The following is a 23,267-nucleotide window of genomic DNA, read 5'->3' on the forward strand; positions in this document are numbered from 1 at the left end:
TTCGAGTACATAGAGGTTGATTATAATCGGACGAGAAGGCACAGTGCTCTTGGGTATCTAAGCCCTGTTAACTTTGAACAGCAAAATGTCGCTTAATGTGGTGTCCAGTCTTGCTGGAGCAGATCAGATACTTTGTTTTTAGCTGTGATTAGTTACCATCCATTTGGTGATGGCAATGGTAGAACCGCACGTACTCTTTATGCTTTAGCTAGCCTACCAAATGGTGAAAAAAACTTCGCTGCTTTAAGTAAAGAAGGAGAGAATTTACTTAATCCACACTAAATTTTAGTTGGAAATGAGCAATATACCCTTAATTGAGCCAGTGCGCGCTTCTGAGCCGTTCGTTTAGGCGCGCTTTGGCTTCTTTCCCTGAGCTGGGCTTTATCAAATTTTTCCTGCTTCTCTTAGGCAAACTGAAGGACCTTACCCAGTCTTTTGTTATCGACGACTTGAGTTTGGTCCACTTTAGCCAGCTTATCGAAGGTTCTGAAACTTAACTTTCTCTCGCCATACTGGACGGAAATTCGACCATCTGGATAGTCGAGGATTTTGACTACTTCATTGACAAGGCGGCTGTTTTTCTCCGTATCTTCAATCAGATAAAGCATTTTGTCATATTGAAATGTCAACGACTTCGAGAGTTTACGCGTGGTCTGCCAAGCAAAAGTATCATCCAGCTCATCCAGGCTTTCTCGAACCGGACGGTGAAGATCTTTAGGGTAATTGGCGGGCTTCGCAAAGCGGCGGTTAAAATCCTCAATAAAGTAGGGCAGCCATGCGTTCGCTTCTTCAATGGTATTGATGCCTTGTAGACGCATCTCCTTGATTAATCGGTCTTGTAGCGTTTTATTCGCTCGCTCAACACGGCCCTTGGCTTGAGAGCTGTTCGCACAAATCAGTTCAATCCCGAGCTCATCGAGAATACGACCAAATTGAGTTAATCCCACTTTTTTAGATGCTCTTGGTTGACTCGAAATATCGAGTGTTTATCGCTGTAAAAAGCCACAGGCTTGCCATGTTGATCCAGATATTCACGCGTGGCTACCATGTAATCAAAGGCAGACTCTGTATCGCTGAAGCGTAGGTTCATCAAACGTCCTATGGCATCATCGATGTAAACCAAGAGACAGCACTTAGGGCTGCGACCTTCAAACCAATCGTGGTGTGAGCCATCAATCTGAACCAGTTCACCTAAACAGTCACGACGATAACGAGGTTGGTAAACACGAGGCTGGCGTTGCGAATGTGGCACCCAGAGACCATCGGCGATCATCCACTGACGCAGTGTCTCGACAGACAGGAGCAGGTTGTGTTGTTCCGTCAGCTTCTCACAAGCAAATGTTGGCGAGAAATCAGCGTATTGAGCGCGTATGATGTTCAGAACCTCAGCCCGAAAAGCATCAGGATAACGTCGGTTGCTAGGTCGGCCACGTGACCCATGAGCTAAGGAGGAAGCCCCATATTGGCTTAACTGACTCAATAAACGTCGGACTTGTCGAGGGCTTATGTTGAGTATGTCGGCTGCATCAATTTGACGAAGGCGGCGTTCACGAACATCTTGCAGCACTTTAAAACGATTAATGTCTCGGTCACTCATAGGAATTAGCATCGGTTGAGGTCCTCGAAGCTCAGCGTGTGCATAAGCATAAGAGGACATTTTAAAATTGCTCAAACCGGACATTACTAAATTGCATCTACAACTACAGTGCGCATTATGTATATTATGTTAAATTAAGGTGTATTGGATTCAATGTACGTGTCTTTATTACCCCTTCGGTGTCATCTCTTTTTTCTATTAAACATAACTGTGATTTACCATAAAATACCTAATAACCATATAGTTACAGTTTTTAACTATATGGTTATTAGACTATGTCAGATACGCACACAATACTTTTTGAATCTCTTTACTGCGTATTGGTTTCGCAACAAAATCATTCATTCCGGCTTGTAAACATTGCTCTTTGTCTTGTGTCATTGCGTGTGCCGTCAGTGCGATGATTGGTACTTGAACCTGCTGTTGTCTGATTTTGATTGTCGCAGCAAGGCCATCCATTACTGGCATCGATATATCCATTAATATTAAATCAATCGTGCGGCTATGCTTTCTAACATACTCGACGGCTTCTTGCCCATTATTGACTATTGTTACCTTGTAACTCATCCTTTCTAGCAATAGTTTGATTACCATCTGGTTTGTTTTAGTATCTTCAACAACTAAGATATGCGATGTCTTTTGATTTGAGCTTCGGTAATCTTTTATTGGTAAGGTGGCTTTCTGCTCTTCTGTAGACTTTGCTTCCAAGGGAATCGAGATTGAAAAAGTGCTTCCTTGGCCAATGGCGCTGCTGACGGTTATCTTGCCGCCCATGAGTTCAACTAAATGTTTGGTTATTGCAAGCCCAAGCCCAGTACCACCATAATTTCTTGTGATTGAACTATCAGCTTGAATGAATGGCGAGAAAAGAAGCTCTTGGCGGCTTTGATCAATACCAATCCCCGTGTCGGTTACAATAATTTGTAAAGTATGATTTTTGGTGGTTTTCAGGTGTACGTTTACACCGCCGCTATGAGTAAACTTGATGGCATTACCAACCACGTTGAATAAAATTTGTGAGAGCCTGACTGTATCTATAAGGTATTGATGTCGGTGGCAGACTTTACTTGATACATGAAATTCAATATTTTTGTTTAGTGCTGCATTTCTATGGTAATTCATCGTGCTAGTTAACTTGTCGCCAATTAATTGCCAGTTACGTTGTAACTCGAAATGACCCGCTTCTATCTTGCTTAAGTCTAAAATATCATTGATGATGACGAGTAATAGCTCGGCCGAGGTTTCCATTTGTCCCAGCAGTTCTACATGTTTGGTCGCGCAGTCATCGCGAAGGATGTCGATAAGTCCTAGAACGGAATTAAGTGGTGTACGAAGCTCATGACTCATCATTGCTAAAAATTGCGATTTTGATTGATTAGCCTGTTCTGCCAATTGTTGAGCAATGGATAACTCTCGTGTTTTTAATTCAACCAGTTTCTGCAGTCCATCTTTATGCTCAATATCACTAATCGCCCTTTCTAATAAAGGTCTAAACCTCATTAATGTGGCTTTTTTTTCTAAGCTAAATTGCCCTTTTTGAGCACCTAATAGTAACATTACTGAATCACTAGTTTGCGCTTGTATACCAGTGATCAATGCTGACTGAATTTGATTTTTTAGCTTAGGGACTAGGCTCTGAAATTCGTCTTGTTGATTGGGTTCAAATAATATAATGCACTCACCGTTTAAAACCCTTTGGAACTTAACCCCATTGAGCCATTGCTTTTGCATAAACAGAGGATTAGAGGAAAGTAACGTAATAAATTGATTCGAATCTTTACTTTTTGATATGACGATAAAGTCATCGTAATCGATGTAGTGGCTCAGAACTTTTTGCAGCTCTTCAAAAATTTGATACTTATTCTCTGCTTTACTGAATGCAGAAAGTGAAGCAAGAATGACTTTGTTCTCTTCAGCGAGTATTTGTTCTCGCTCTTGGCTCTGTTGCAATTCAAGTAAAGTTTCATTGAGTTGCTCAAGCAATGTAGTGCTCATCTTCACTCCAAGTCGTAAAATATGACCGATGAAATCATCAAGTTTCCATGCGCATTTTCACCACCAATGAATCTTCCTTGTTCACCAAAAGTAAATGGGCAAATAAAAGGATAGTCACCAATTTGTGCTTTGATTTGCTCATGAACTTTAGTGATATCTGATCCGAGAGTAAGCATTGAACCTGCGCAAAAAATCGCAATGGCACCTAAAATAGCGGTATCGTGATAGTTCCCAGTATTTACTTGTTTGAAAACCCTTGAGGCTCGAGTAATAAGCTGATCTCTTGAACCGGTCATTAATGTAACTTCATCACCTTCCGTAATATCCGTAAAAAGCTCTAACGCGCCACTTCTAGTCATCCTAACTGGATGCGATAGTTTGTAGTAAGGCTGTTGGTACAAGCTGCCAGCAATCCGACCCAATGGAAAACGTGTTACATGTTCAAAAATGTACTGCTCGCATATGTTCACGCTAGAATGATCACTAACCCACTCTTTATATAGTCTTTTAGCGGGTTCGTTGTCTATTTCTAAAATATAACGCCCACTAGCCTTAGTCACTATTCCAGAAAACTCGGTTGGTGAATAACCGGCACTAAAGCCTGTGTTTAAAGGCTTTGACGGAAAGAAAAGCTGAACGGCAAAACCATCTTTCGTTGCGCCAGCCTCAGTGAAAATAGACCAATTCCCTTCAATCTGATTATCTGCGGCTGAGCCACCAATAATGGGGATCTGTGTTCCGAATTTATTGTCAATAGATTGAATTAAACGTTCTTCATGCCCAGGTGTTGAATGCAAAACAATTAAACTAGGAACCTCGCCTATTCGGTTGGCATTAACCAACGCGTGATCTAATACTTGGTTGACTGTAGTTTTGATATCTTTCGGATTTGCCAAATCGGCAAAACCAGTACCAAATGCGCTAAAACTACTATCGTAAATTAATATCACGCCAATCACAGGCCCCTCAATGAAGCCATACTCTGTCATGACTCCTCGGCAGGAAGAGCATCCAATAATTGGAGTTTGAGGTAGATGTTTCGCAAATTCTGATGACAAAAGGTTGGCTGAGTAATCTTCTGTGTAGTAACAAACGATACTCGATAAGTTATCTTTTTCTACAGATAATAATAATTCTTCAATTGCTTGAAGAGGATCTGTTTTTTGAGTTGTTTTGGTAATAAGCCGCATACTGCATATGTATGTAGTCCTGTCCTGAGCTATTTATACTTTATATTGAGATTTGTATAAAATGATAAGTTGAACTCTTTAATGCTTGTCTCGTATTCCATTCGTTTTATTACAAGAAAACTACATTTACTTTTCGATTATGCTGAATTTGATGGGACTATTTAACGAGTTTGGTTGAATTAGCCAATAGTCAGCATTGTGCGTAATTATGCCATTTGTTTGTATATAAACCTCAGATGAAAACGGCGACAAAACAAGCTGCAATGGGTTGTCAGCACTTTTTACGATGGTAATTTTCTCACCATTTACAAATACGGAACAATTGGGGTGTGGGTTGCAAGTTTTTTGTTCGAGATTGTTATAGGAAAGAGTACGCCATATGAAGGCGCCCACAAGAATAATTAGTGTGATGGTTATTTGAGCAAGCCTGTGTTTTGTAAGCTTTTCTGCAGCCATTATTGTGTGTTCCTCGTGTAACAAACTTCAAAGTTTTGAAATAAAAGAGCTAATCCAGACCAACCGTAAGGTTACTACTCTGTCATTGAATTGTTAATTGCAGTATAGTTGCGTGTTGAAAATGCCACTTTTTTTTAAAGTCAGCAATAGTTAATAACGTTTTGATAAAACTCTATTTCTATTGTGGATTTGGGGGGCATTACGACAAGTGTCGTGTTGGAAGTAAAGTGTAGTTAATTAGAAATTGGAAGCATGCAAATGAGCCAAGAAAAGCAGCTTGAACAAAACTATAACTATACAGTCGTCCGTCAGTTTACCCTAGTGACTATTCTCTGGGGAATTGTTGGTATGGCTGTTGGTGTTTTGATTGCCGCTCAATTAGTTTGGCCACAGCTAAACTTTGATACGCCGTGGTTGACGTACAGTCGCTTACGTCCTCTGCATACTAATGCGGTTATTTTTGCGTTTGGTACAAGTGCCCTATTTGCAACATCTTATTATGTTGTTCAGCGTACCTGTCAAACTCGTTTATTTGGTGGTCCTCTTGTTCCATTTACCTTCTGGGGATGGCAAGCAATCATTGTATCTGCAGCGATAACATTGCCTCTTGGGTATACCTCGGGCAAGGAATATGCTGAATTAGAGTGGCCTATTGATATTGCCATTGCACTAGTATGGGTTTCTTATGCTGTCGTGTTCTTTGGAACATTAGTCAAGCGTAAGACTTCGCACATCTATGTTGCAAACTGGTTCTTCGGTGCCTTTATCCTCACTGTTGCTGTTTTGCATATTGTAAATAGCATGGCTATTCCTGTCTCTATGGGTAAATCATATTCGATTTATTCAGGTGCGGTGGATGCAATGGTCCAGTGGTGGTACGGCCACAACGCAGTAGGTTTCCTACTGACGGCTGGTTTCCTAGGTATGATGTACTATTTCGTACCTAAGCAAGCTGAACGCCCTGTTTACTCATACCGTTTATCAATCGTCCACTTCTGGGCTTTAATCTCACTCTATATCTGGGCAGGTCCACACCATTTGCATTACACGGCTCTACCGGATTGGACTCAGTCTCTGGGTATGGTGATGTCACTGGTGCTATTTGCGCCATCTTGGGGTGGGATGATCAACGGTATTATGACCTTGTCAGGTGCATGGCATAAACTCCGTTATGACCCTATTTTACGATTTTTAATCGTGTCACTCTCTTTCTACGGTATGTCGACTTTCGAAGGTCCAATGATGTCAATTAAGACAGTCAATGCATTATCGCATTACACTGATTGGACCATTGGTCACGTTCACTCCGGTGCGTTAGGTTGGGTTGCGATGGTTTCTATCGGTTCGGTTTATCATTTGATCCCTCGCCTATTTAATCAAGAACGCATGTATTCGGTAAGTCTAATCAATGCTCACTTCTGGTTAGCTACTATCGGTACAGTTCTTTACATCGTAGCAATGTGGATCTCAGGTGTAATGCAAGGTCTAATGTGGCGCGCGGTTAACTCTGATGGCACGTTGACGTATAGCTTTGTTGAGTCAGTACAAGCCTCTTACCCGTTCTATACTGTTCGATTCATTGGTGGATTTATCTTCTTATCAGGTATGTTCCTAATGGCTTACAACACGTATAAGACAATCAGCGCACCTAACGATAGCTTAAAAGCTATTCCGCAACCGGCATAAGGAGATTGAAAGAATGAGTTCTAATTCTAAAAATCGCCATGAGATCATTGAACGCAATGTTGGTTTGTTGGCTATCTTTATCATTTTCGCGATCAGTTGGGGTGCTTTAGTTGAAATCACACCATTGATTTTCCAAAAGCAAACAACTGAACCAGTAGAAAACCTTAAGCCTTATACTGCCTTACAACTTGAAGGTCGCGATATCTATATCCGTGAAGGTTGTAACGTTTGCCATAGCCAAATGATTCGTCCATTCCGTTCTGAAACTGAGCGATATGGTCACTATTCGGTTGCTGGTGAAAGTGTATGGGAACATCCATTCTTATGGGGTTCTAAGCGTACTGGTCCAGATTTGGCTCGTGTTGGTGGTCGTTACTCTGATGAATGGCATCGTGTTCACTTAATGGATCCTCGTGAGCTCGTGCCTGAATCAAACATGCCCGGTTTCCCTTGGTTAGCGAAGAACGTCTTAGACGGCGAGTTAACGCAGAGCAAGCTTGAACTGTTCCGTAACCAGTTTGGTGTCCCATACACGGATGAACAAATCGCGAATGCGGCGAAAGATGTAGAAGGTAAAACTGAAATGGATGCAATCATTTCTTATCTTCAATCTCTTGGTCACGCAATGAAGTAAGGAGGAATTATGGATATCGGTACTATTCACAGTATTTGGACCATAGTGTTGTTTGTGTGCTTTATTGGTGTGGTTTGGTGGGCCTACGGTAAAAACCGTAAAGCTCGTTTTGACGAGGATGCCAACCTAATTTTTGCTGATGAACCACCAAAAACCTCTAAAGAACAAGGAGTGACTAAGTAATGACTACATTTTGGAGTCTTTGGATCATCGTAATTACCGTTGGTACATTACTTGGCTGTGCAATTGTTCTTGTTTGGTGCCTAAAAGATAAAATGGGTGTCGAAGAGGGTTCTGACATGGGGCACGAATACGACGGCATTCGTGAGCTAAACAACCCGTTGCCAAAGTGGTGGACATATCTGTTTGTGAGTACTTTTGTTTTCGCAGCAGTATATCTAACGCTTTACCCTGGCCTTGGCAACTTTAAAGGTGTGCTTGGTTGGCAGAGTTCAGACCAAAAGGTTCGCTCTCTTGAAGAATCAAAAGCATCGATTGAAGCATCACAGCAAAACAAAGTTCTCGTGCAATACGCTAAAGAGCTAGACGATGCAGATACCTACTTTGGCGAGGCATTCAAACGCTTAGCTTACAATGGTGATTCTGAATTACGCCCTATTCCTGAAATAGCAGCCGATTCTGATGCATTGAAGGTTGGTCAACGTTTGTTTCTTCAAAACTGTTCGCAATGTCACGGCTCAGATGCTCGTGGTCAGCGTGGTTTCCCTAATTTAACGGATAACGCGTGGTTGTATGGCGGAGAACCGGAAGCGATTGTTACCACCATCAGGCATGGGCGTATTGGTCAAATGCCTGCGTGGAAAGATGCGCTTGGCGAACAAGGTGTTAAAGAAGTGGTCAGCTATGCGCTTAGCCTTTCTGGTCGTTCTGTGAATGCAAGAGAAGCCGAAGCGGGTAAAGCGCGCTTTGTTGTTTGTGCTGCTTGTCATGGTACAGATGGTAAAGGTAACCCAGCGGTAGGTGCACCAGATTTAACAGACCAATATTGGTTGTTTGGTGATTCACGTGCAGATGTGACTCAAACTGTTATGTATGGCCGCTCTGGTGTTATGCCTGCTTGGATTGATATCTTAGGTGAAGACAAAGTTCAACTTGTTGCAGCTTACGTTTGGAGCTTGAGTAACACTGATAATAAGTAACATTTCAATAACAGCCCCTTTCTAAGGGGCTGTCTTTCCTTTATTTTATTAGCCTTCTTTATTTTGTTGTTGAGAACTTTTTTATGGTAAAGCCTTGGTATAAACAATTTTGGCCGTGGTTCCTGATTATTCTGCCACTGACTGTTGTGGTATGGACAATTGCGACGGTGATCGTTTTTTCTCAGAATTCAGTGTCATTAGTCACTGAGGATTACTATAAAAAAGGTAAAGGCATTAATATCGACCTTTCGAAAATCAACGAAGCAAAAGCACTCCACTTAAGCTCTGAGATTTATTCTGAAGGTAACGATATCGTTTTCAAATTTAACAAGGGTAAGCTTGACCATTACCCAGCAATTAAAATGATGTTTGCTCACCGTACATTGCCTGACCGTGATTTTACTCAGTTAGTGACATCTGACGCTCAAGGTACTTACCGTATTACCCTTCCTTCACCGCTGCAAGGACCTTGGTTTATTGAGTTAACACCGCATGATGCTGAGTGGTTAATTCAAGGTCGTGTTACTTTCCCTGTCGCTACTTCAACTCAATTAATGAATTAAAATTATGTGCAAAGCGTGTTACCACTGTGGTGAAGATGTACCAGCCAACACGGATTATAAAGTTGAAATTTTAGGTGAAGAAAGGGACATGTGTTGTCCTGGATGTGAAAGCGTCGCTCAAACTATTATTGATAGCGGTCTTGTTTCCTACTATCAGTACCGCACCACTAAAGCGGATAAAGTTGATCTTGTTCCTGAACAACTTAAAGCCTTAATTCATTATGACAATGATGACGTGCAGTCAGAGTTTGTGCACAACCATGACGGCACCTCGGAGGTCACTTTGTCGCTTGATGGCGTTTCTTGCGCCGCTTGTGCTTGGTTAATTGAGAAACAGCTATCAAACAAAAATGGTGTGCTCTCTATCCGTGTTAATACCACAACTAACCGAGCATTATTAAGTTGGGACAAAACACAAACACGTCTCAGTGAACTTCTTTCTGTTATCCATCAGTTAGGCTACAAAGCTGCCCCGTTTGAAGCGGATGCTCATGAAGCTGAGTATCATCGCTCAATGAAACAATACTTATATCGCTTAGGTATTGCAGGCTTGGCAACAATGCAAGTGATGATGTTGGCTGTCGCTCTGTACCTTGAAGTGTTTGGTGATCTTGACTCCGAATTCCGTAATTATTTTCGTTGGGTAAGTTTGATCTTTGCAACACCTGTATTGCTCTATTCTGCACTGCCCTTTTATTTAAATGCATGGCGCAGTCTTAGAGGCCGAACTCTTGGAATGGATGTTCCGGTTTCTATTGCATTAATTTTTGCTTATGTGGCGAGTTTGGTTGCGACCGTAACAGAAAAAGGAGAAGTGTTTTTTGAATCGATTTCAATGTTCACCTTCTTTTTGTTGGTTGGCCGCTTTTTGGAAATGAGAGCTCGTAGAAAAGCTGCCGCTGCAAGTGGAAACTTGCTTAAGCTCATACCAGCTATTGCCAATACACTTGAGGGTGAACAGGTTCCTGTTAAAACCTTAAAACTTGGTGACAAAATCAGAGTGTTACCAGGAGAGCACGTTCCGGCCGATGGTGTTGTCTTAGCTGGTCGCATTCATATCAATGAAGCGATGCTCACTGGAGAATCTGTCCCTGTTGTTAAGAAAGCAGGCGATGCAGTTTTTGCTGGTACATTAAACGGTGATGAATCGTTTGAACTAGAAGTCACAGCGTCTAAAAAAGACTCCGTTATCTCCAAAATAGTGAGACTGCAAGATGAAGCACAGATGTCGAAGCCTAAAATTGCCGAGATTGCTGATGTAGTGGCACGATACTTTGTGGCCATTTTGCTAGTAATCGCAGCGGGTACTTGGTTGTACTGGCATCAAACCAAGCCGGAAGACGCGTTTTGGATTATGTTAGCCGTTTTAGTGGCCACCTGCCCATGTGCCCTATCCCTTGCCACCCCGACGGCAATAACCTGTGCGACATCTCGAATGGGTGATTTTGGTATTTTGCTGCGTAAAAGTCACGTGTTCGAAACGCTTTGCAAAGTGAATCATTTGGTTATCGATAAAACGGGGACATTAACCCATGGTGATATCGAAATCAGCGGTGTTGAGGTTGCTGGCGATATTGATAAAAATACATGTTTAGCGCTAGCGGCATCATTAGAAAAACATGCCAACCACCCCATCGCACGTGCTTTCCGAAGTTATAGCGATGAGCAGTATTCGGTCGATGATGTTCAAAATATCATTGGTTCAGGTATTGAAGGTCGCTACCAAGATAAAGTTATTTGTATTGGCAGTGCAGAGTATGTATTGGGAAATACGACCAACCAACAGCCAAACAGCATCTATCTGTCACTCGGTGGCCAGCATATTGCTACTTTTACCTATCGAGACCCTATTCGCCGAGAAGCCAAGGCATTTATCGACCGTTTTCATAACGAAGGGATAAAGATAACGTTATTAACGGGTGATTCAGAGTTAAATGCAAACCATGTCGCCTCAGAGATGAACATTGATACTGTCGTCTCCGGTGCAAAACCTGAAGATAAATTGAACTACTTAAAGTCGCTACCAAGCAGTGATGTTTCGATGATGGTGGGTGATGGTATTAATGATGCACCGACACTCGCAGGGGCTCATTTATCTGTTGCTATGGGCGGTGGTACCGATGTCGCTAAAGCATCAGCCGATATGGTTCTGCTCGGTGATAAGTTAGATAAATTGCTGGAAGCTAGGGTTTTGGCTATCAAAGCACGCAAAATCATCCGAGAAAATTTAGCTTGGTCATTGGGTTATAATTTAGTGATTTTGCCGCTAGCGGTATCTGGACTTGTTGCACCTTATATTGCCGTTGTTGGCATGTCAGCGAGTTCTATTATCGTTGTTTCTAACTCGTTGCGGCTATTAAAGAATCAAGGTAAGTAAATGGAAAGTCTTTATATACTAATCCCCATTGCTATCGTACTTGTAACGGTTGCTGTTGCCATTTTTCTATGGGCAGTCAAAAGTGAGCAGTTCGAAGATTTAGAGCGTCAAGGCCACAATATCTTATTTGACGAGGATGAAAAACTAACCTCAAAAGAAGAAAAAAATGACGCCTGATTGGATTGGTGCATTTGTGATTGGTTTGCTTGGTGCGGGTCACTGCATGGGAATGTGTGGCGGTATTGCATCGCTGCTAACCCTTGGACAAACTAAAAACGTTCGTCTTCCAGTGCTGCTTCTGTTCTACAATTGTGGGCGTATCGTTAGCTACATGTTAATCGGTGGTTTATTAGGCGGCCTTGCTGCCTCTATGTCTGAGCTATCGATGCTTAATCATTCCTTGGTTTGGTTAAGATTGATTGCAGCTTGTTTAATGATTGTGCTCGGCCTGTATGTTGGTCGGTGGTGGTTTGGACTATTAAAGCTTGAAAAAATGGGCCAGCAACTATGGCGTATAATTTCTCCTCTTGGTAAATCACTATTACCTCTTAAAAAGTCGTGGTATGCCGTGCCTTTTGGATTCATCTGGGGATGGCTACCTTGCGGCCTCGTCTATTCAGTTCTCACTTGGTCTGTAGTTTCAGGTGGTGCGCTATCTGGTGCTTTTGTCATGGGGGCTTTCGGCCTAGGAACGCTGCCCGCCATGCTGCTGGTAGGTTACGGAGCCCATCAATTAGAAAAAATTCAACAATCTACAATATTTCGTCATTTTGCTGCGATTTTTATCATATCTTACGGCCTATATACGGCATATGGTGCAGTGAGTATTTTATCATCTACATGGTAGATGACTGATTATATGCGGCTTTTTTAACTATCCTTTAGGGTTAAGGAATGCTAAAATATTGATGTATATCAAATAGTGAAAGGTTGTTATGATTTCTGAAAAGCCTGCGGCAAAGCGCATTCAATCTGGTGGTTGTGCAATTCACTGTCAAGATTGCAGTATTAGCCAGCTTTGTATTCCCTTTACACTCAATGAATCTGAACTTGATCAGCTTGATCAAATTATTGAGCGCAAGAAACCGATCCAAAAAGGACAAGAACTGTTTAAAGCCGGTGATGACCTTAAGTCTCTCTATGCTATTCGTTCGGGTACAATCAAAAGCTATACCATCACAGAACAAGGTGATGAGCAAATTACCGCATTCCATTTAGCTGGTGATCTGGTTGGTTTTGATGCCATTACTGAAGACTTGCACCCAAGCTTTGCACAAGCACTAGAAACCTCTATGGTGTGTGAAATTCCATATGAGATTCTCGATGACCTTTCTGGCAAGATGCCAAAATTACGTCAGCAAATTATGCGTTTGATGAGTAATGAGATTAAAGGTGATCAAGAGATGATTCTTCTGCTTTCAAAGAAGAATGCTGAAGAGAGGCTTGCTGCTTTTCTATACAACCTCTCTACCCGCTTCTCTCAACGTGGTTTTAGCCCGAGAGAGTTTCGTTTGACTATGACACGCGGTGATATTGGTAATTACCTTGGCTTAACCGTTGAAACGATCAGCCGTTTGCTAGGCCGCTTCCAAAAATCAGAGATTCTGAGTGTGAAAGGAAAATACATTACTATCCTTGATCATGATGCATTGATGGATCTCGCTGGCGTATCGAAAGAAACTAAGTAACTTCAATGATGTAGCCCTTAAATGAGCTACATCATACTTCTACTAAAATCCCAATGTATTTGCTAAAACTCTCGTCTGTTATAAGCTAAAGTAACATTAACACCCTTCTCCACACTTAAGGAGTTGTTATGAGTATTTACAGCAAAATTTTAGTTGTTGCCGACATTAATCATGACGAGCAACCAGCCCTTGCTAGAGCGATGCAACTGGCCAAACAGAGCTCCTCTACTAGCCACATTACTTTTTTCCTATCAATATATGATTTCTCCTATGATATGACCTCCATGCTCTCTCTCGATGAGCGTGATGCGATGCGTCGTGGTGTGATTCACCAACGAGAGCAGTGGATGAAGAATGTGGCAGGACCTTATATTGATGAGTCCGTTCAATTTGATGTTAAAGTTGTCTGGCATAACCGCCCTTATGAAGCAATCATTGCTGAAGTGTTTGCTGGTGAGCATGACATATTGATCAAAAGCACGCGCAAGCATGATATTTTGGAATCGGTCATTTTTACTCCGACGGATTGGCATCTTTTACGCAAATGTCCAACCCCTGTCCTGCTGGTAAAAAATGCAGATTGGCCGGAAAATGCCAATATTATCGCATCAGTTCATGTGGGGTCTGAAAACCCAACCCATTTAGATCTGAATGACTGCATGGTCGAACAACTTAAAAGTTTGACCGCTCGTTTGGGGGCGACACCTTACCTTGTCAATTCATACCCAGTCACGCCAGCTAACATTACTATTGAATTACCAGAGTTTGACCCAACAACTTACAGCGATGCCGTTCGTGGGCATCACTTAACATCGATGAAAGCGTTGAGACAAAAACACGGTATTGATGAATCCCAAACTCTGGTTGAACAAGGTTTACCCGAAGATGTCATCCCTCAGTCAGCAGAAAAATTGAATGCAGCGATGGTTATTCTAGGAACCACTGGACGTACTGGTTTGTCAGCGGTGTTTATTGGCAACACCGCTGAGCAAGTGATAGATAAAATCAATTGTGATGTTTTAGCGCTAAAACCTAACGGTTATGTCAGCCCATTAGATCCTAAAACTGCAATTTAGGCTCATTAATCATCAACTATCTGCTCCCCTTTGCTAAGGTAAAGGGGATTTTTTACATTCTCTGTTTGTTAGAACTAGCATCTGAGCTATTTATCCGTATCATACGCACTTCATTTTGTTTTGAGATTAAAAGACAACAAGCTGATGACAGAGCAAACTCAAGAGCGCACTAAGGCTCAACAATACAATTTCAATAAACTTCAGAAGCGTATTCGTCGTAATACTGGTCAGGCAATTGCTGATTTCAATATGATCGAAGATGGTGACCGCATCATGGTATGTCTCTCTGGAGGCAAAGATAGCTTTACCATGCTTGAGATTCTGATGAGCCTTCAAAAAAGTGCTCCTGTCTCCTTTGAACTTGTTGCTGTGAACTTGGATCAAAAACAGCCAGGATTTCCAGAACATATTTTGCCTGAATACTTAGACAAACTCGGTGTTGAGTACAAAATTGTTGAAGAAGATACCTATTCGATCGTTCAAGATAAAATACCAGAGGGGAAAACGACATGTTCGCTTTGTTCTCGTTTGCGTCGTGGAATTTTGTATCGCACCGCTAAAGAAATTGGCGCAACCAAGATAGCTCTAGGCCATCATCGTGATGACATTCTTGAAACCCTGTTTTTGAATATGTTTTACGGCGGTAAGATTAAAGGCATGCCACCAAAGCTAGTGTCAGATAACGGTGAGCATGTGGTGATTCGTCCGCTTGCCTACTGTCGTGAGAAAGACATCATCAAATATGCTGCAATGCGTGATTACCCAATCATCCCTTGTAATTTATGTGGTTCTCAACCGAACATGCAGCGTCAAAACATCAAGCAAATGTTGAATGGTTGGGATAAACAGTTCCCTGGTCGTATTGAAACCATGTTTAGTGCGATGCAAAATGTCGTGCCAAGTCACCTAGCCGATTACAACTTGTTTGATTTTAAATCGATAAATCGAGATTCGGGTGTTATCAATGGTGGTGATATTGGTTTTGATAAAGAAGAAATGCCAATTCCTGTAATTAATGACGAAGACCGAGTCATGGAGTTTGATCCAAACTTAAAACTCGATGTGACTAATCTCTGAGAAATCGACTAAAGAATAGAACGTTGCCGTACAGGGCTGCTTATTAGCAGCCCTGTATTGATTTTACTTCTTAGCGTTGGGAAGGTAAGGCAAAACTCGGACGGTTTGTTCTGGTAGCTGCATGTAGCCACCATTACCGATTTGTTCTACCGCTACTTGAGCTTTACCGTTTTTTATCGCAATGGTTTGACCGTTGCTCAGCACAATATTTGAGTCAAGATTATTAGCGAATTCAAGTGTTACACCTGATACATCCGGTGTAAACCAACTGGCAAACATCCCGCCGAGCTCTTCAAGTAAGCTTTGCATTTGAGGGAGCAATGTAGCCACTTGCTCATAACTTACCTGCCCTTCAAAAGGCGTTTTAGTCATTACTACAGTTGAAAAATCACAACGCATATCCTGTGGAGTATCAACAAAGATCAAAGGATTGGCTTGGCGTAAATTGTCATCTAAGGGCAATAAAAGCTCATGGTTAATGCTGGTACTAAGTTCCTCGTAATGCTTTTCTTTTTCCATCCACGCTTTTTCTATTGGGCAGAGTTTTTTGGTTTGCGCGTTGACGAAAAAGAAACCGACTTTGACATCTTTATAATCATCTTTCACGTTGTTCTTCAACTGAGAAAACAGTTTAGAGTACGTAAACATATATTCTTGTGCTTGAATCGGAAATGAAACACTAGCGCTAAACACCAAAGTCGTAAGTAGAGTTAAGGGTAATTTTTTCATTGTTATTATCTATTCTGTCCAGAATTGTTGGTTATGGCGCATCATCGATTGAAGATCTTGAACATAGGCTTCACCTCGTTCTGAGTATTTAAGTAACCCATTGACCATTTCCATGGCACTATCAGCGCTAAGTAGGTTTGCATTGTTTTCTCTAAGTCCGTAACGAATTTCACGTAAATCGTAGTATGCGGCATTTCTATTCACGTTCATAAAATAACGATGAATAGATTCTTGTACTGAGCTAAAGCTGGCGACTTCATGTGTCATACCTTCCCCACGTTTGAGTGGAATAAGACCACAACCCTCACTGTAACACCACTGACCAAAATAGTTGTTCCCCTCTGTAGCAAAGCGAGATGTCCCCCAAGCTGATTCATTAGCCGCTTGAGTCAGAACCAATGCTTCAGGCAACACATCAACACGATGAAGCATGTCGTCTATCCATTTCTGATCTACGCCTTGCTCACTAAGTGACAAATCGTAATTTTCTGCCAGTTTTTTAGCTTGCTTTATATTGTCATTAGAGAGTTTATTCGCGAGGAAGTTATCCTTAATATTGTTAAGGTTTTCTCTTTCTTGTAGGACTCGTCTATTTTCCCAAGCAATGCCGGGTTTTAAAAATGAGAAGAAGGTGTGCTTTTTCTCACTGATATCGGTTATTTCAGCAAAGTTGGGAGCTTTACCAACAATATGTGCATCTTGTAACTCAGGAACATCATGGTAATACGTAGTCTCTGTTGAGGTTTGTTGTACATAATATACGCTACAACTCACAGCAATGAGGCTGAAAGTTGCTAATAAAATTATTTTACGCATTGAACACCTGTGAGTTATTGTTATCTGATTGATTTGTAGCCACTATTTTGAGTTTTATTCCAAACATATTGCGATAAATGATGCCTTTTGCATGGAAAAAGAAAGGCAATACAAAAATGAAACCGATGCCATAAAATAGAGCAGCAGTAATGAACATCACCATAACGACAAGATAAATCATTGCGATAGGTACGATTTTTTTGTTTACCGCTCGCAATGATAAAAGCAGTGATTGCATTGGTGGCACTCGCTTTTCACAAATCAGCAAGATGGAGTTACTGAATGCCAATGACAGGTAAAGAGAAAGTAGCGGAAAAATCATTCCAGCAATCCCTTGTAGCACCAAGCTAAACAGTGTTGCTAAAATAACCGGAATGGTAAACTGCAAACCTTTGGCAATATGTCTAGGCTGCGTTTTTAGCCCTGCCGCATGGCTCATTGCCATTAAGCTCACGCCTGCAAAAATGGGTGCACTGACCACTTCGTAACTAAAATTAGCTACGAAAATAGCTTCAACGATACTTTGAGTAAATCCATCAGGTTTTTGTAATGCATCTAAAATAATAGATGGCTCACCTAATTGCAGTTTTAATGCAATATAAAAGATAGCTAACTGTACAAACAGAAGAATGACAATTGCTGGTGTAAAAGAGATAAATTGCTTAATTGTGCAGTCCCATGCTTCTTTAAGGACTGCTCCAGCCTTAATATCACAGTCCCCTTTTAGAGCGCGTTCTACGCTTCCGCCTAGGTTGAAATCTTTTTCGATATCGTTATTCATAAAATGTCCTAGACAGCAATAATAATTCTGCTGTCTGAATTGAGTCACAAAATTCGTTTCATTATACCGCAATGCAGTTTAGTCCAAAATCAGAACTCGAAACTGATCTTGCATTATGAGTTATTTGGTTGATAATTAATCAATTTGATACATTTAATCATGGTCGAATGACTATGGTAAGCAATCTTAGCTAAGACCTACAAAACTTTTTCTGTATCAAGATAAGAAAAAACTTTGAATTCACTCTTTTGATGATTATGATTCGCGCCTCAAGCGCATATGGCAGCAGGCCGTATCATAGGCATCCCTAAGAACAAGGTGGGAGAAAAACAGACGTTGAACGCAAAAAAATCAGTAGGAAAACCAGTAGTTCGTCTTTCTGGTATTAGTAAAAGTTTCGATGGTAAGGAAATCATCGGCGGGTTAAACCTTGATGTTAATCACGGTGAATTTTTAACGATACTTGGACCTTCTGGCTGTGGTAAAACAACAGTATTAAGAATGATTGCAGGTTTCGAAACTGCTGATAACGGAAATATCATTCTTGATAATCAATATGTCACCCAAATTCCTGCTGAACAGCGACACGTTAACACGGTATTCCAAAGTTATGCTCTGTTTCCGCATATGACTGTGTTTGAAAATGTTGCGTTTGGCTTACGTATGCAAAAGGTCCCTACTGCAGACATTGAACCTCGTGTAATGGAAGCACTACGTATGGTTCGCCTAGACAGTATGGCACAGCGTAAACCTAGCCAACTCTCTGGTGGTCAACAACAACGTATAGCGATTGCGCGAGCTGTCGTGAATAAGCCTAAAGTGCTGTTACTTGATGAGTCTTTATCGGCACTTGACTACAAATTACGCAAGCAAATGCAGATGGAATTAAAACAACTGCAACGTCAGCTTGGTATCACCTTTATCTTCGTAACGCACGATCAGGAAGAGGCACTATCAATGTCTGATCGCATCATTGTTATGCGTGACGGGAAAATTGAACAAGATGGTTCTCCACGTGAGATTTATGAAGAGCCGAAAAACCTATTCGTGGCACGCTTCATCGGCGAGATCAACGTATTTAATGCTGAAACGCTAGAGCGCATTGATGAGAAACGCATTCGAGCCCATATCGAAGGTGTTGAATCCGTGGTGTATCACGACCAAGATGTACAACCCGGACACAAATTACAAGTATTGTTGCGCCCTGAAGATCTTCGCATCGAAGAAATCAAAGAATCGGAAGAAAGAGGCATTGTGGGCCACGTGACAGAGCGTACCTACAAAGGAATGACTCTTGAATCTGTCGTTGAATTAGAATCAGGCATGCGTGTAACAGTAAGCGAATTTTTCAACGAAGATGATCCTGATGTTGATCACTCTCTTGGTCAAAAAGTCGCAATAACTTGGGTGGAAAGCTGGGAGGTAGTACTCGATGATGAGCAAGAAGCTTAGTCTTCAAAATGCTATTATCACACTGATTGTTGGGTGGTTAGTACTGTTTGTATTGATCCCAAACCTAATGATTATCGGTACTAGCTTTTTGACTCGTGATGAAGCTAATTTAATCGAGCTTACATTCACACTGGATAACTATACGCGTCTACTAGATCCACTGTATGCCAAAGTGCTAATGCACTCTTTTTATATGGCCATTGTGGCAACCTTGCTGTGCTTAGTTATCGGTTATCCGTTTGCTTATATTGTTGCCAAGATGCCTGCAAAATGGCGTCCTATCATGCTGTTCTTGGTGATTGTGCCCTTTTGGACCAATTCACTGATCCGTACTTACGGATTAAAAATTGTTTTAGGCACACAAGGTATCTTAAACCAAGCATTACTTGGTTTAGATATTATTGATAAACCATTACGTATTATGTACACCGAAACCGCTGTGATGATTGGTTTAGTTTATATCTTGCTTCCTTTTATGATTCTTCCGCTCTATTCAGCGATTGAAAAGTTGGATGGTACTTATATAGAAGCAGCGCGCGACCTTGGCGCCAATAAACTTCAAACCTTACTAAAAGTTGTTTTGCCACTGACGATGCCTGGCATTATTGGCGGTTGCTTACTAGTGTTACTGCCTGCATTAGGAATGTTCTACATTGCTGACTTGTTAGGTGGAGCGAAAAACTTATTGATCGGTAACGTAATTAAGAGTCAGGTTCTTAATGCTCGCGATTGGCCATTTGGCGCTGCGACCAGTATTGCACTCACTCTTGCTATGGCGGTGATGCTGTATGCTTACTACCGTGCTGGTAAGTTACTGAATAAGAAAGTGGAGCTAGACTAATGGCAAAAACAATTAGATTTAGCTTTATGAGCTTGGTATATGCATTTTTGTATTTGCCAATCATTGTGCTGATCGTTAACTCATTTAATGAAAATAAGTTTGGTATCAAATGGGGTGGATTTACCACTAAGTGGTACCACGCTTTGGCTGCCAATGACAGCTTGGTTCAAGCCGCCTGGCATTCACTCAATATTGCCGTGTTTTCAGCCACCGCAGCAACCATTATCGGTAGCCTGACGGCTGTTGCCCTATTCCGTTACCAATTTAAGGGAAAGCGTGCAGTTAATGGCATGTTGTTTGTTGTGATGATGTCCCCAGATATTGTCATGGCAATTTCGCTACTTGCACTATTCTTAGTATTAGGTGCTCAGTTAGGTTTCTTTACGCTGCTGATTGCCCACATTACTTTCTGTTTACCTTTTGTTGTGGTGACAGTTTATAGCCGCCTCAACGGGTTTGATGTGAAAATGCTAGAAGCGGCAAAAGATCTGGGTGCTGGTGAATGGGTTATTTTGAAAAAAATTATCCTGCCACTGGCTAAACCTGCGGTTGCAGCTGGTTGGTTGTTGAGTTTCACACTGTCTTTAGATGATGTGATCATTAGTTCGTTTGTGACCGGCCCTACTTATGAAATTCTACCGTTAAAGATTTACTCAATGGTTAAAGTGGGTATTTCTCCGGAGGTAAATGCTTTAGCTACGGTAATGTTGGTTGTTTCTTTGCTACTGGTTATTGCATCACAGTTGGTAGCCAAGGAAAAAGTACAGTAGAATTGCCAAGTTGTAATACTTTACACGAAACAGAATGGCAGTCAGTCATTCTGTTTTTCTATCTAACGCCTACAACGTAGGCAACGTTTGGTTTGGAGCTAACGTCAATGAAAAAATGGGCTACTCTATTAGCTGGTAGTGCATGTGCGCTTTCTTTGTTCTCTGGAGCAGTAACAGCGGACGAAAACAAGGAACTAGTATTCATGAACTGGGGGCCGTACATCAATAGCAGCCTCTTAGAACAGTTTACTAAAGAGACCGGCATCAAAGTGATTTATTCAACTTATGAGTCGAATGAAACTTTGTATGCAAAGCTAAAAACACACAATGAAGGTTACGATCTTGTGGTTCCATCTACCTACTTCGTGTCAAAAATGCGCGATGAAGGCATGCTACAAAAGATCGATAAATCGAAATTAAGTAATTTCCAAAACCTTGATAGCAACTATCTAAATAAACCCTATGATCCTAATAACGATTATTCGATTCCACACGTAGTTGCTATCACTGGCCTAGCCGTTAATACTGATATGTACGATCCTAACGACTTCCAAAGTTGGGGTGATCTCTGGAAACCGGAACTAGCTAGTCAGTTGATGCTAATGGACGACACTCGTGAAGTTTTCCATATTGCACTTCGCAAGTTAGGTTATTCTGGTAACACAACAGACGAAAAACAAATCGATGAAGCCTACGCTGAACTACAAAAGTTAATGCCAAATGTATTGGTCTTTAACTCAGACAACCCTGCTGCACCTTATCTTTCTGGTGAAGTAGGCTTAGGTATGTTGTGGAATGGTTCTGCTGCTGCTGCGCAAAATGAAGGTTTACCCATTAAGCTAGTTTTCCCTAAAGAAGGTGGTATTGGTTGGGTTGATAACTTCGCCATCAGCTCTGGTGCGAAAAACGTAGAAGCAGCACACAAGATGATCGATTTTTTGCTTCGTCCTGAAATCGCTGAGCAAATTTCTCGTGACACTGGCTATTTAACTGGTGTGAAAGCTTCTAATGAGAAATTCAAAGACAGCCCTGCTCTGTTCCCATCTCAAGAAGATTTAGATCGAGTTGAGTGGCAAGCCGCTGTCGGTGATAAAACTGTAAAATATGAAGAGTACTTCATGAAGCTAAAAGCTGGCCAATAATTCGTTAAAAAGTAGGAAATAGGCAGCATTCGCTGCCTATTTTCGTTTAAAATGATATACTTTGTGCTTTCGCATCACGCACTCTTGCCTAGTTAGCTTTGGCACCGACTAAAATGGAACCGTAATGAAAAGTAAATTGTATGCAGGCGCACTATGCGCAGCGACTCTATTCACTACCCCTGCAATGGCTGCAGACCAAGAACTTTATTTCTATAACTGGTCTGAATATATCCCCCGTGACGTACTAGAAGACTTTACCAAAGAGACCGGTATTAAAGTTATCTATTCAACCTATGAATCCAATGAAAGCATGTATGCTAAATTGAAAACTCAAGGTTCGGGTTACGACCTTGTCGTCCCATCTACTTATTTTGTATCGAAAATGCGCAAAGAAGAGATGCTGCAGGAAATCGACCATTCTAAACTCGCACACTTTGCTGACCTTGATCCTAATTACCTAGACAAGTCTTTTGATCCAAATAATAAATATTCAATTCCTTACATCTGGGGTGCAACCGGTATTGGTATTAATACTGATATGCTAGATAAGTCATCTATTAAAAATTGGGGTGACTTATGGGATGCGAAATGGGAAGGTCAATTGATGATGATGGATGACGCTCGTGAAGTCTTCCACATTGCGTTGAGTAAATTAGGTTATTCAACCAATACCACCAACCCAGAAGAAATTAAAGCGGCTTACGAAGAGCTGAAGAAACTTATCCCTAACGTACTGGTGTTTAATTCCGACTTCCCGGCTAACCCTTATTTGGCTGGTGAAGTCTCATTAGGAATGCTTTGGAATGGTTCGGCTTACATGGCACGTCAAGAAGGTGCATCAATTGATATTATCTGGCCAGAGAAAGGGGCAATTTTCTGGATGGATAGTTTAGCAATCCCTTCTGGAGCCAAAAATGTTGAAGCAGCTCATAAGATGATCGATTTCTTACTACGCCCTGAAAATGCAGCGAAAATTGCTCTAGAAATTGGTTACCCAACGCCAGTTAAAACCGCGTATCAGTTATTGCCAAAAGAGTTCGCCAATGATCCAAACATTTTCCCTCCGCAATCAGTAATGGATAGCGGTAGTTGGCAAGATGAAGTGGGTGAAGCGAATGTGCTTTACGATGAATACTTCCAAAAGTTAAAAGTAAACAATTAATTTAAATTTCATTTAAGAAGTAGAAAAGCGGCATTAAGCCGCTTTTCTGTTATAGCAACAATTAACACGCCCTAA

Annotated in this window: 24 protein-coding genes and 1 pseudogene; 18 read left to right on the forward strand and 7 right to left on the reverse strand. The window is 41.4% G+C overall.

All coding sequences use genetic code 11. The features are described from left to right. Together EYW48_RS11700 and EYW48_RS11705 are read left to right on the forward strand one after the other, a co-directional pair. On the forward strand, positions 1-96 hold a 96-nt coding region (locus EYW48_RS11700; protein ID WP_130200936.1), incomplete at its 5' end, for an IS3 family transposase. 36 nt (positions 97-132) lie between these two features. After that, complete coding sequence (locus EYW48_RS11705; RefSeq protein ID WP_277432454.1) at positions 133-282, forward strand: Fic family protein; 150 nt, start codon at positions 133-135, stop codon at positions 280-282. On the opposite strand, the pseudogene EYW48_RS11710 reads toward EYW48_RS11705, so the two are convergent. From EYW48_RS11710 to EYW48_RS11725, 4 genes and pseudogenes are all read right to left on the reverse strand, one after another. Then, positions 279-1,597 (reverse strand): annotated as a pseudogene (locus tag EYW48_RS11710) (ISNCY family transposase). The gene EYW48_RS11705 and the pseudogene EYW48_RS11710 sit on opposite strands and share 4 nt — an antisense overlap. Positions 1,598-1,870: 273 nt before the next feature. Continuing rightward, on the reverse strand, positions 1,871-3,592 hold the full coding sequence (locus EYW48_RS11715) for a response regulator (protein ID WP_277432455.1): 1,722 nt from the start codon (positions 3,590-3,592) through the stop codon (positions 1,871-1,873). A gap of 2 nt (positions 3,593-3,594) precedes the next feature. After that, complete coding sequence (locus EYW48_RS11720; protein WP_261915515.1) at positions 3,595-4,782, reverse strand: FIST N-terminal domain-containing protein; 1,188 nt, start codon at positions 4,780-4,782, stop codon at positions 3,595-3,597. A gap of 126 nt (positions 4,783-4,908) precedes the next feature. Beyond that, complete coding sequence (locus tag EYW48_RS11725; RefSeq protein WP_172532991.1) at positions 4,909-5,238, reverse strand: hypothetical protein; 330 nt, start codon at positions 5,236-5,238, stop codon at positions 4,909-4,911. A 258-nt stretch (positions 5,239-5,496) separates the two neighbouring features. Here EYW48_RS11725 and ccoN point away from each other — a divergent pair, with 258 nt between their 5' ends. The 11 genes from ccoN (at position 5,497) to ttcA (ending at position 15,499) form a co-directional block, all read left to right on the forward strand. Continuing rightward, positions 5,497-6,924 (forward strand): cytochrome-c oxidase, cbb3-type subunit I, encoded by a 1,428-nt coding sequence (gene ccoN, locus EYW48_RS11730; RefSeq protein ID WP_053311549.1) that lies wholly within the window; start codon positions 5,497-5,499, stop codon positions 6,922-6,924. Positions 6,925-6,937: 13 nt separating this feature from the next. Next, the gene (ccoO, locus tag EYW48_RS11735) at positions 6,938-7,558 is read left to right on the forward strand and encodes a cytochrome-c oxidase, cbb3-type subunit II (protein ID WP_053311548.1); all 621 of its coding nucleotides are present in this window, start codon (positions 6,938-6,940) and stop codon (positions 7,556-7,558) included. Between the two features lie 9 nt (positions 7,559-7,567). Continuing rightward, the gene (locus EYW48_RS11740) at positions 7,568-7,741 is read left to right on the forward strand and encodes a CcoQ/FixQ family Cbb3-type cytochrome c oxidase assembly chaperone (protein WP_053311547.1); all 174 of its coding nucleotides are present in this window, start codon (positions 7,568-7,570) and stop codon (positions 7,739-7,741) included. Then, a complete protein-coding gene (ccoP, locus tag EYW48_RS11745) occupies positions 7,741-8,718 on the forward strand; it encodes a cytochrome-c oxidase, cbb3-type subunit III (protein WP_053311546.1) in 978 nt (325 codons plus the stop codon). Before EYW48_RS11740 ends, ccoP begins: the two co-directional genes overlap by 1 nt. 83 nt (positions 8,719-8,801) lie before the next feature. Continuing rightward, positions 8,802-9,281 (forward strand): FixH family protein, encoded by a 480-nt coding sequence (locus EYW48_RS11750; RefSeq protein WP_168522217.1) that lies wholly within the window; start codon positions 8,802-8,804, stop codon positions 9,279-9,281. 4 nt (positions 9,282-9,285) lie between these two features. Then, on the forward strand, positions 9,286-11,658 hold the full coding sequence (locus tag EYW48_RS11755; protein ID WP_277432456.1) for a heavy metal translocating P-type ATPase: 2,373 nt from the start codon (positions 9,286-9,288) through the stop codon (positions 11,656-11,658). Beyond that, positions 11,659-11,835: a cbb3-type cytochrome oxidase assembly protein CcoS gene (ccoS, locus tag EYW48_RS11760; RefSeq protein ID WP_171979938.1), complete on the forward strand. Its 177-nt coding sequence runs from the start codon at positions 11,659-11,661 to the stop codon at positions 11,833-11,835. Next, on the forward strand, positions 11,825-12,505 hold the full coding sequence (locus EYW48_RS11765; RefSeq protein WP_171979939.1) for a sulfite exporter TauE/SafE family protein: 681 nt from the start codon (positions 11,825-11,827) through the stop codon (positions 12,503-12,505). Before ccoS ends, EYW48_RS11765 begins: the two co-directional genes overlap by 11 nt. Positions 12,506-12,593: 88 nt before the next feature. Beyond that, positions 12,594-13,346: an FNR family transcription factor gene (locus EYW48_RS11770; protein WP_053311541.1), complete on the forward strand. Its 753-nt coding sequence runs from the start codon at positions 12,594-12,596 to the stop codon at positions 13,344-13,346. Between the two features lie 128 nt (positions 13,347-13,474). Then, entirely contained in the window at positions 13,475-14,422 is a 948-nt protein-coding gene (uspE, locus tag EYW48_RS11775) for a universal stress protein UspE (protein WP_053311540.1), read from the forward strand. Between the two features lie 144 nt (positions 14,423-14,566). Further along, complete coding sequence (gene ttcA / locus EYW48_RS11780; RefSeq protein WP_053311539.1) at positions 14,567-15,499, forward strand: tRNA 2-thiocytidine(32) synthetase TtcA; 933 nt, start codon at positions 14,567-14,569, stop codon at positions 15,497-15,499. 63 nt (positions 15,500-15,562) lie between these two features. Here ttcA and EYW48_RS11785 read toward each other — a convergent pair whose 3' ends face one another. Genes EYW48_RS11785 through EYW48_RS11795 form a run of 3 tightly spaced genes read right to left on the reverse strand, consistent with a single transcriptional unit; the run spans position 15,563 to position 17,825 of the window. Continuing rightward, on the reverse strand, positions 15,563-16,228 hold the full coding sequence (locus EYW48_RS11785) for a DUF2987 domain-containing protein (RefSeq protein WP_053311538.1): 666 nt from the start codon (positions 16,226-16,228) through the stop codon (positions 15,563-15,565). Positions 16,229-16,237: 9 nt separating this feature from the next. Next, positions 16,238-17,044 carry a glucosaminidase domain-containing protein gene (locus EYW48_RS11790; protein ID WP_053311537.1) on the reverse strand — a complete coding sequence of 269 codons (807 nt, stop codon included), beginning with the start codon at positions 17,042-17,044 and terminating at the stop codon, positions 16,238-16,240. Next, the gene (locus tag EYW48_RS11795) at positions 17,037-17,825 is read right to left on the reverse strand and encodes a hypothetical protein (protein ID WP_053311536.1); all 789 of its coding nucleotides are present in this window, start codon (positions 17,823-17,825) and stop codon (positions 17,037-17,039) included. The genes EYW48_RS11790 and EYW48_RS11795 overlap by 8 nt, the downstream gene beginning before the upstream one ends. 318 nt (positions 17,826-18,143) lie before the next feature. Here EYW48_RS11795 and potA point away from each other — a divergent pair, with 318 nt between their 5' ends. From potA to EYW48_RS11820, 5 genes are all read left to right on the forward strand, one after another. Next, entirely contained in the window at positions 18,144-19,277 is a 1,134-nt protein-coding gene (gene potA, locus EYW48_RS11800) for a spermidine/putrescine ABC transporter ATP-binding protein PotA (protein WP_277432473.1), read from the forward strand. Next, positions 19,261-20,118, forward strand: a complete 858-nt coding sequence (gene potB / locus EYW48_RS11805; protein WP_171375537.1) for a spermidine/putrescine ABC transporter permease PotB — start codon at positions 19,261-19,263, stop codon at positions 20,116-20,118. The genes potA and potB overlap by 17 nt, the downstream gene beginning before the upstream one ends. Further along, positions 20,118-20,888: a spermidine/putrescine ABC transporter permease PotC gene (gene potC, locus EYW48_RS11810; RefSeq protein ID WP_053311534.1), complete on the forward strand. Its 771-nt coding sequence runs from the start codon at positions 20,118-20,120 to the stop codon at positions 20,886-20,888. The genes potB and potC overlap by 1 nt, the downstream gene beginning before the upstream one ends. A 107-nt stretch (positions 20,889-20,995) precedes the next feature. Next, positions 20,996-22,030, forward strand: a complete 1,035-nt coding sequence (locus EYW48_RS11815) for an extracellular solute-binding protein (RefSeq protein ID WP_168522203.1) — start codon at positions 20,996-20,998, stop codon at positions 22,028-22,030. Between the two features lie 124 nt (positions 22,031-22,154). Next, the gene (locus tag EYW48_RS11820; RefSeq protein ID WP_053311532.1) at positions 22,155-23,192 is read left to right on the forward strand and encodes an extracellular solute-binding protein; all 1,038 of its coding nucleotides are present in this window, start codon (positions 22,155-22,157) and stop codon (positions 23,190-23,192) included. Positions 23,193-23,267: the final 75 nt, after the last annotated feature.

The organism is Vibrio sp. 1180_3 (assembly GCF_029478545.1).
GTDB lineage: Bacteria > Pseudomonadota > Gammaproteobacteria > Enterobacterales > Vibrionaceae > Vibrio > Vibrio aestuarianus.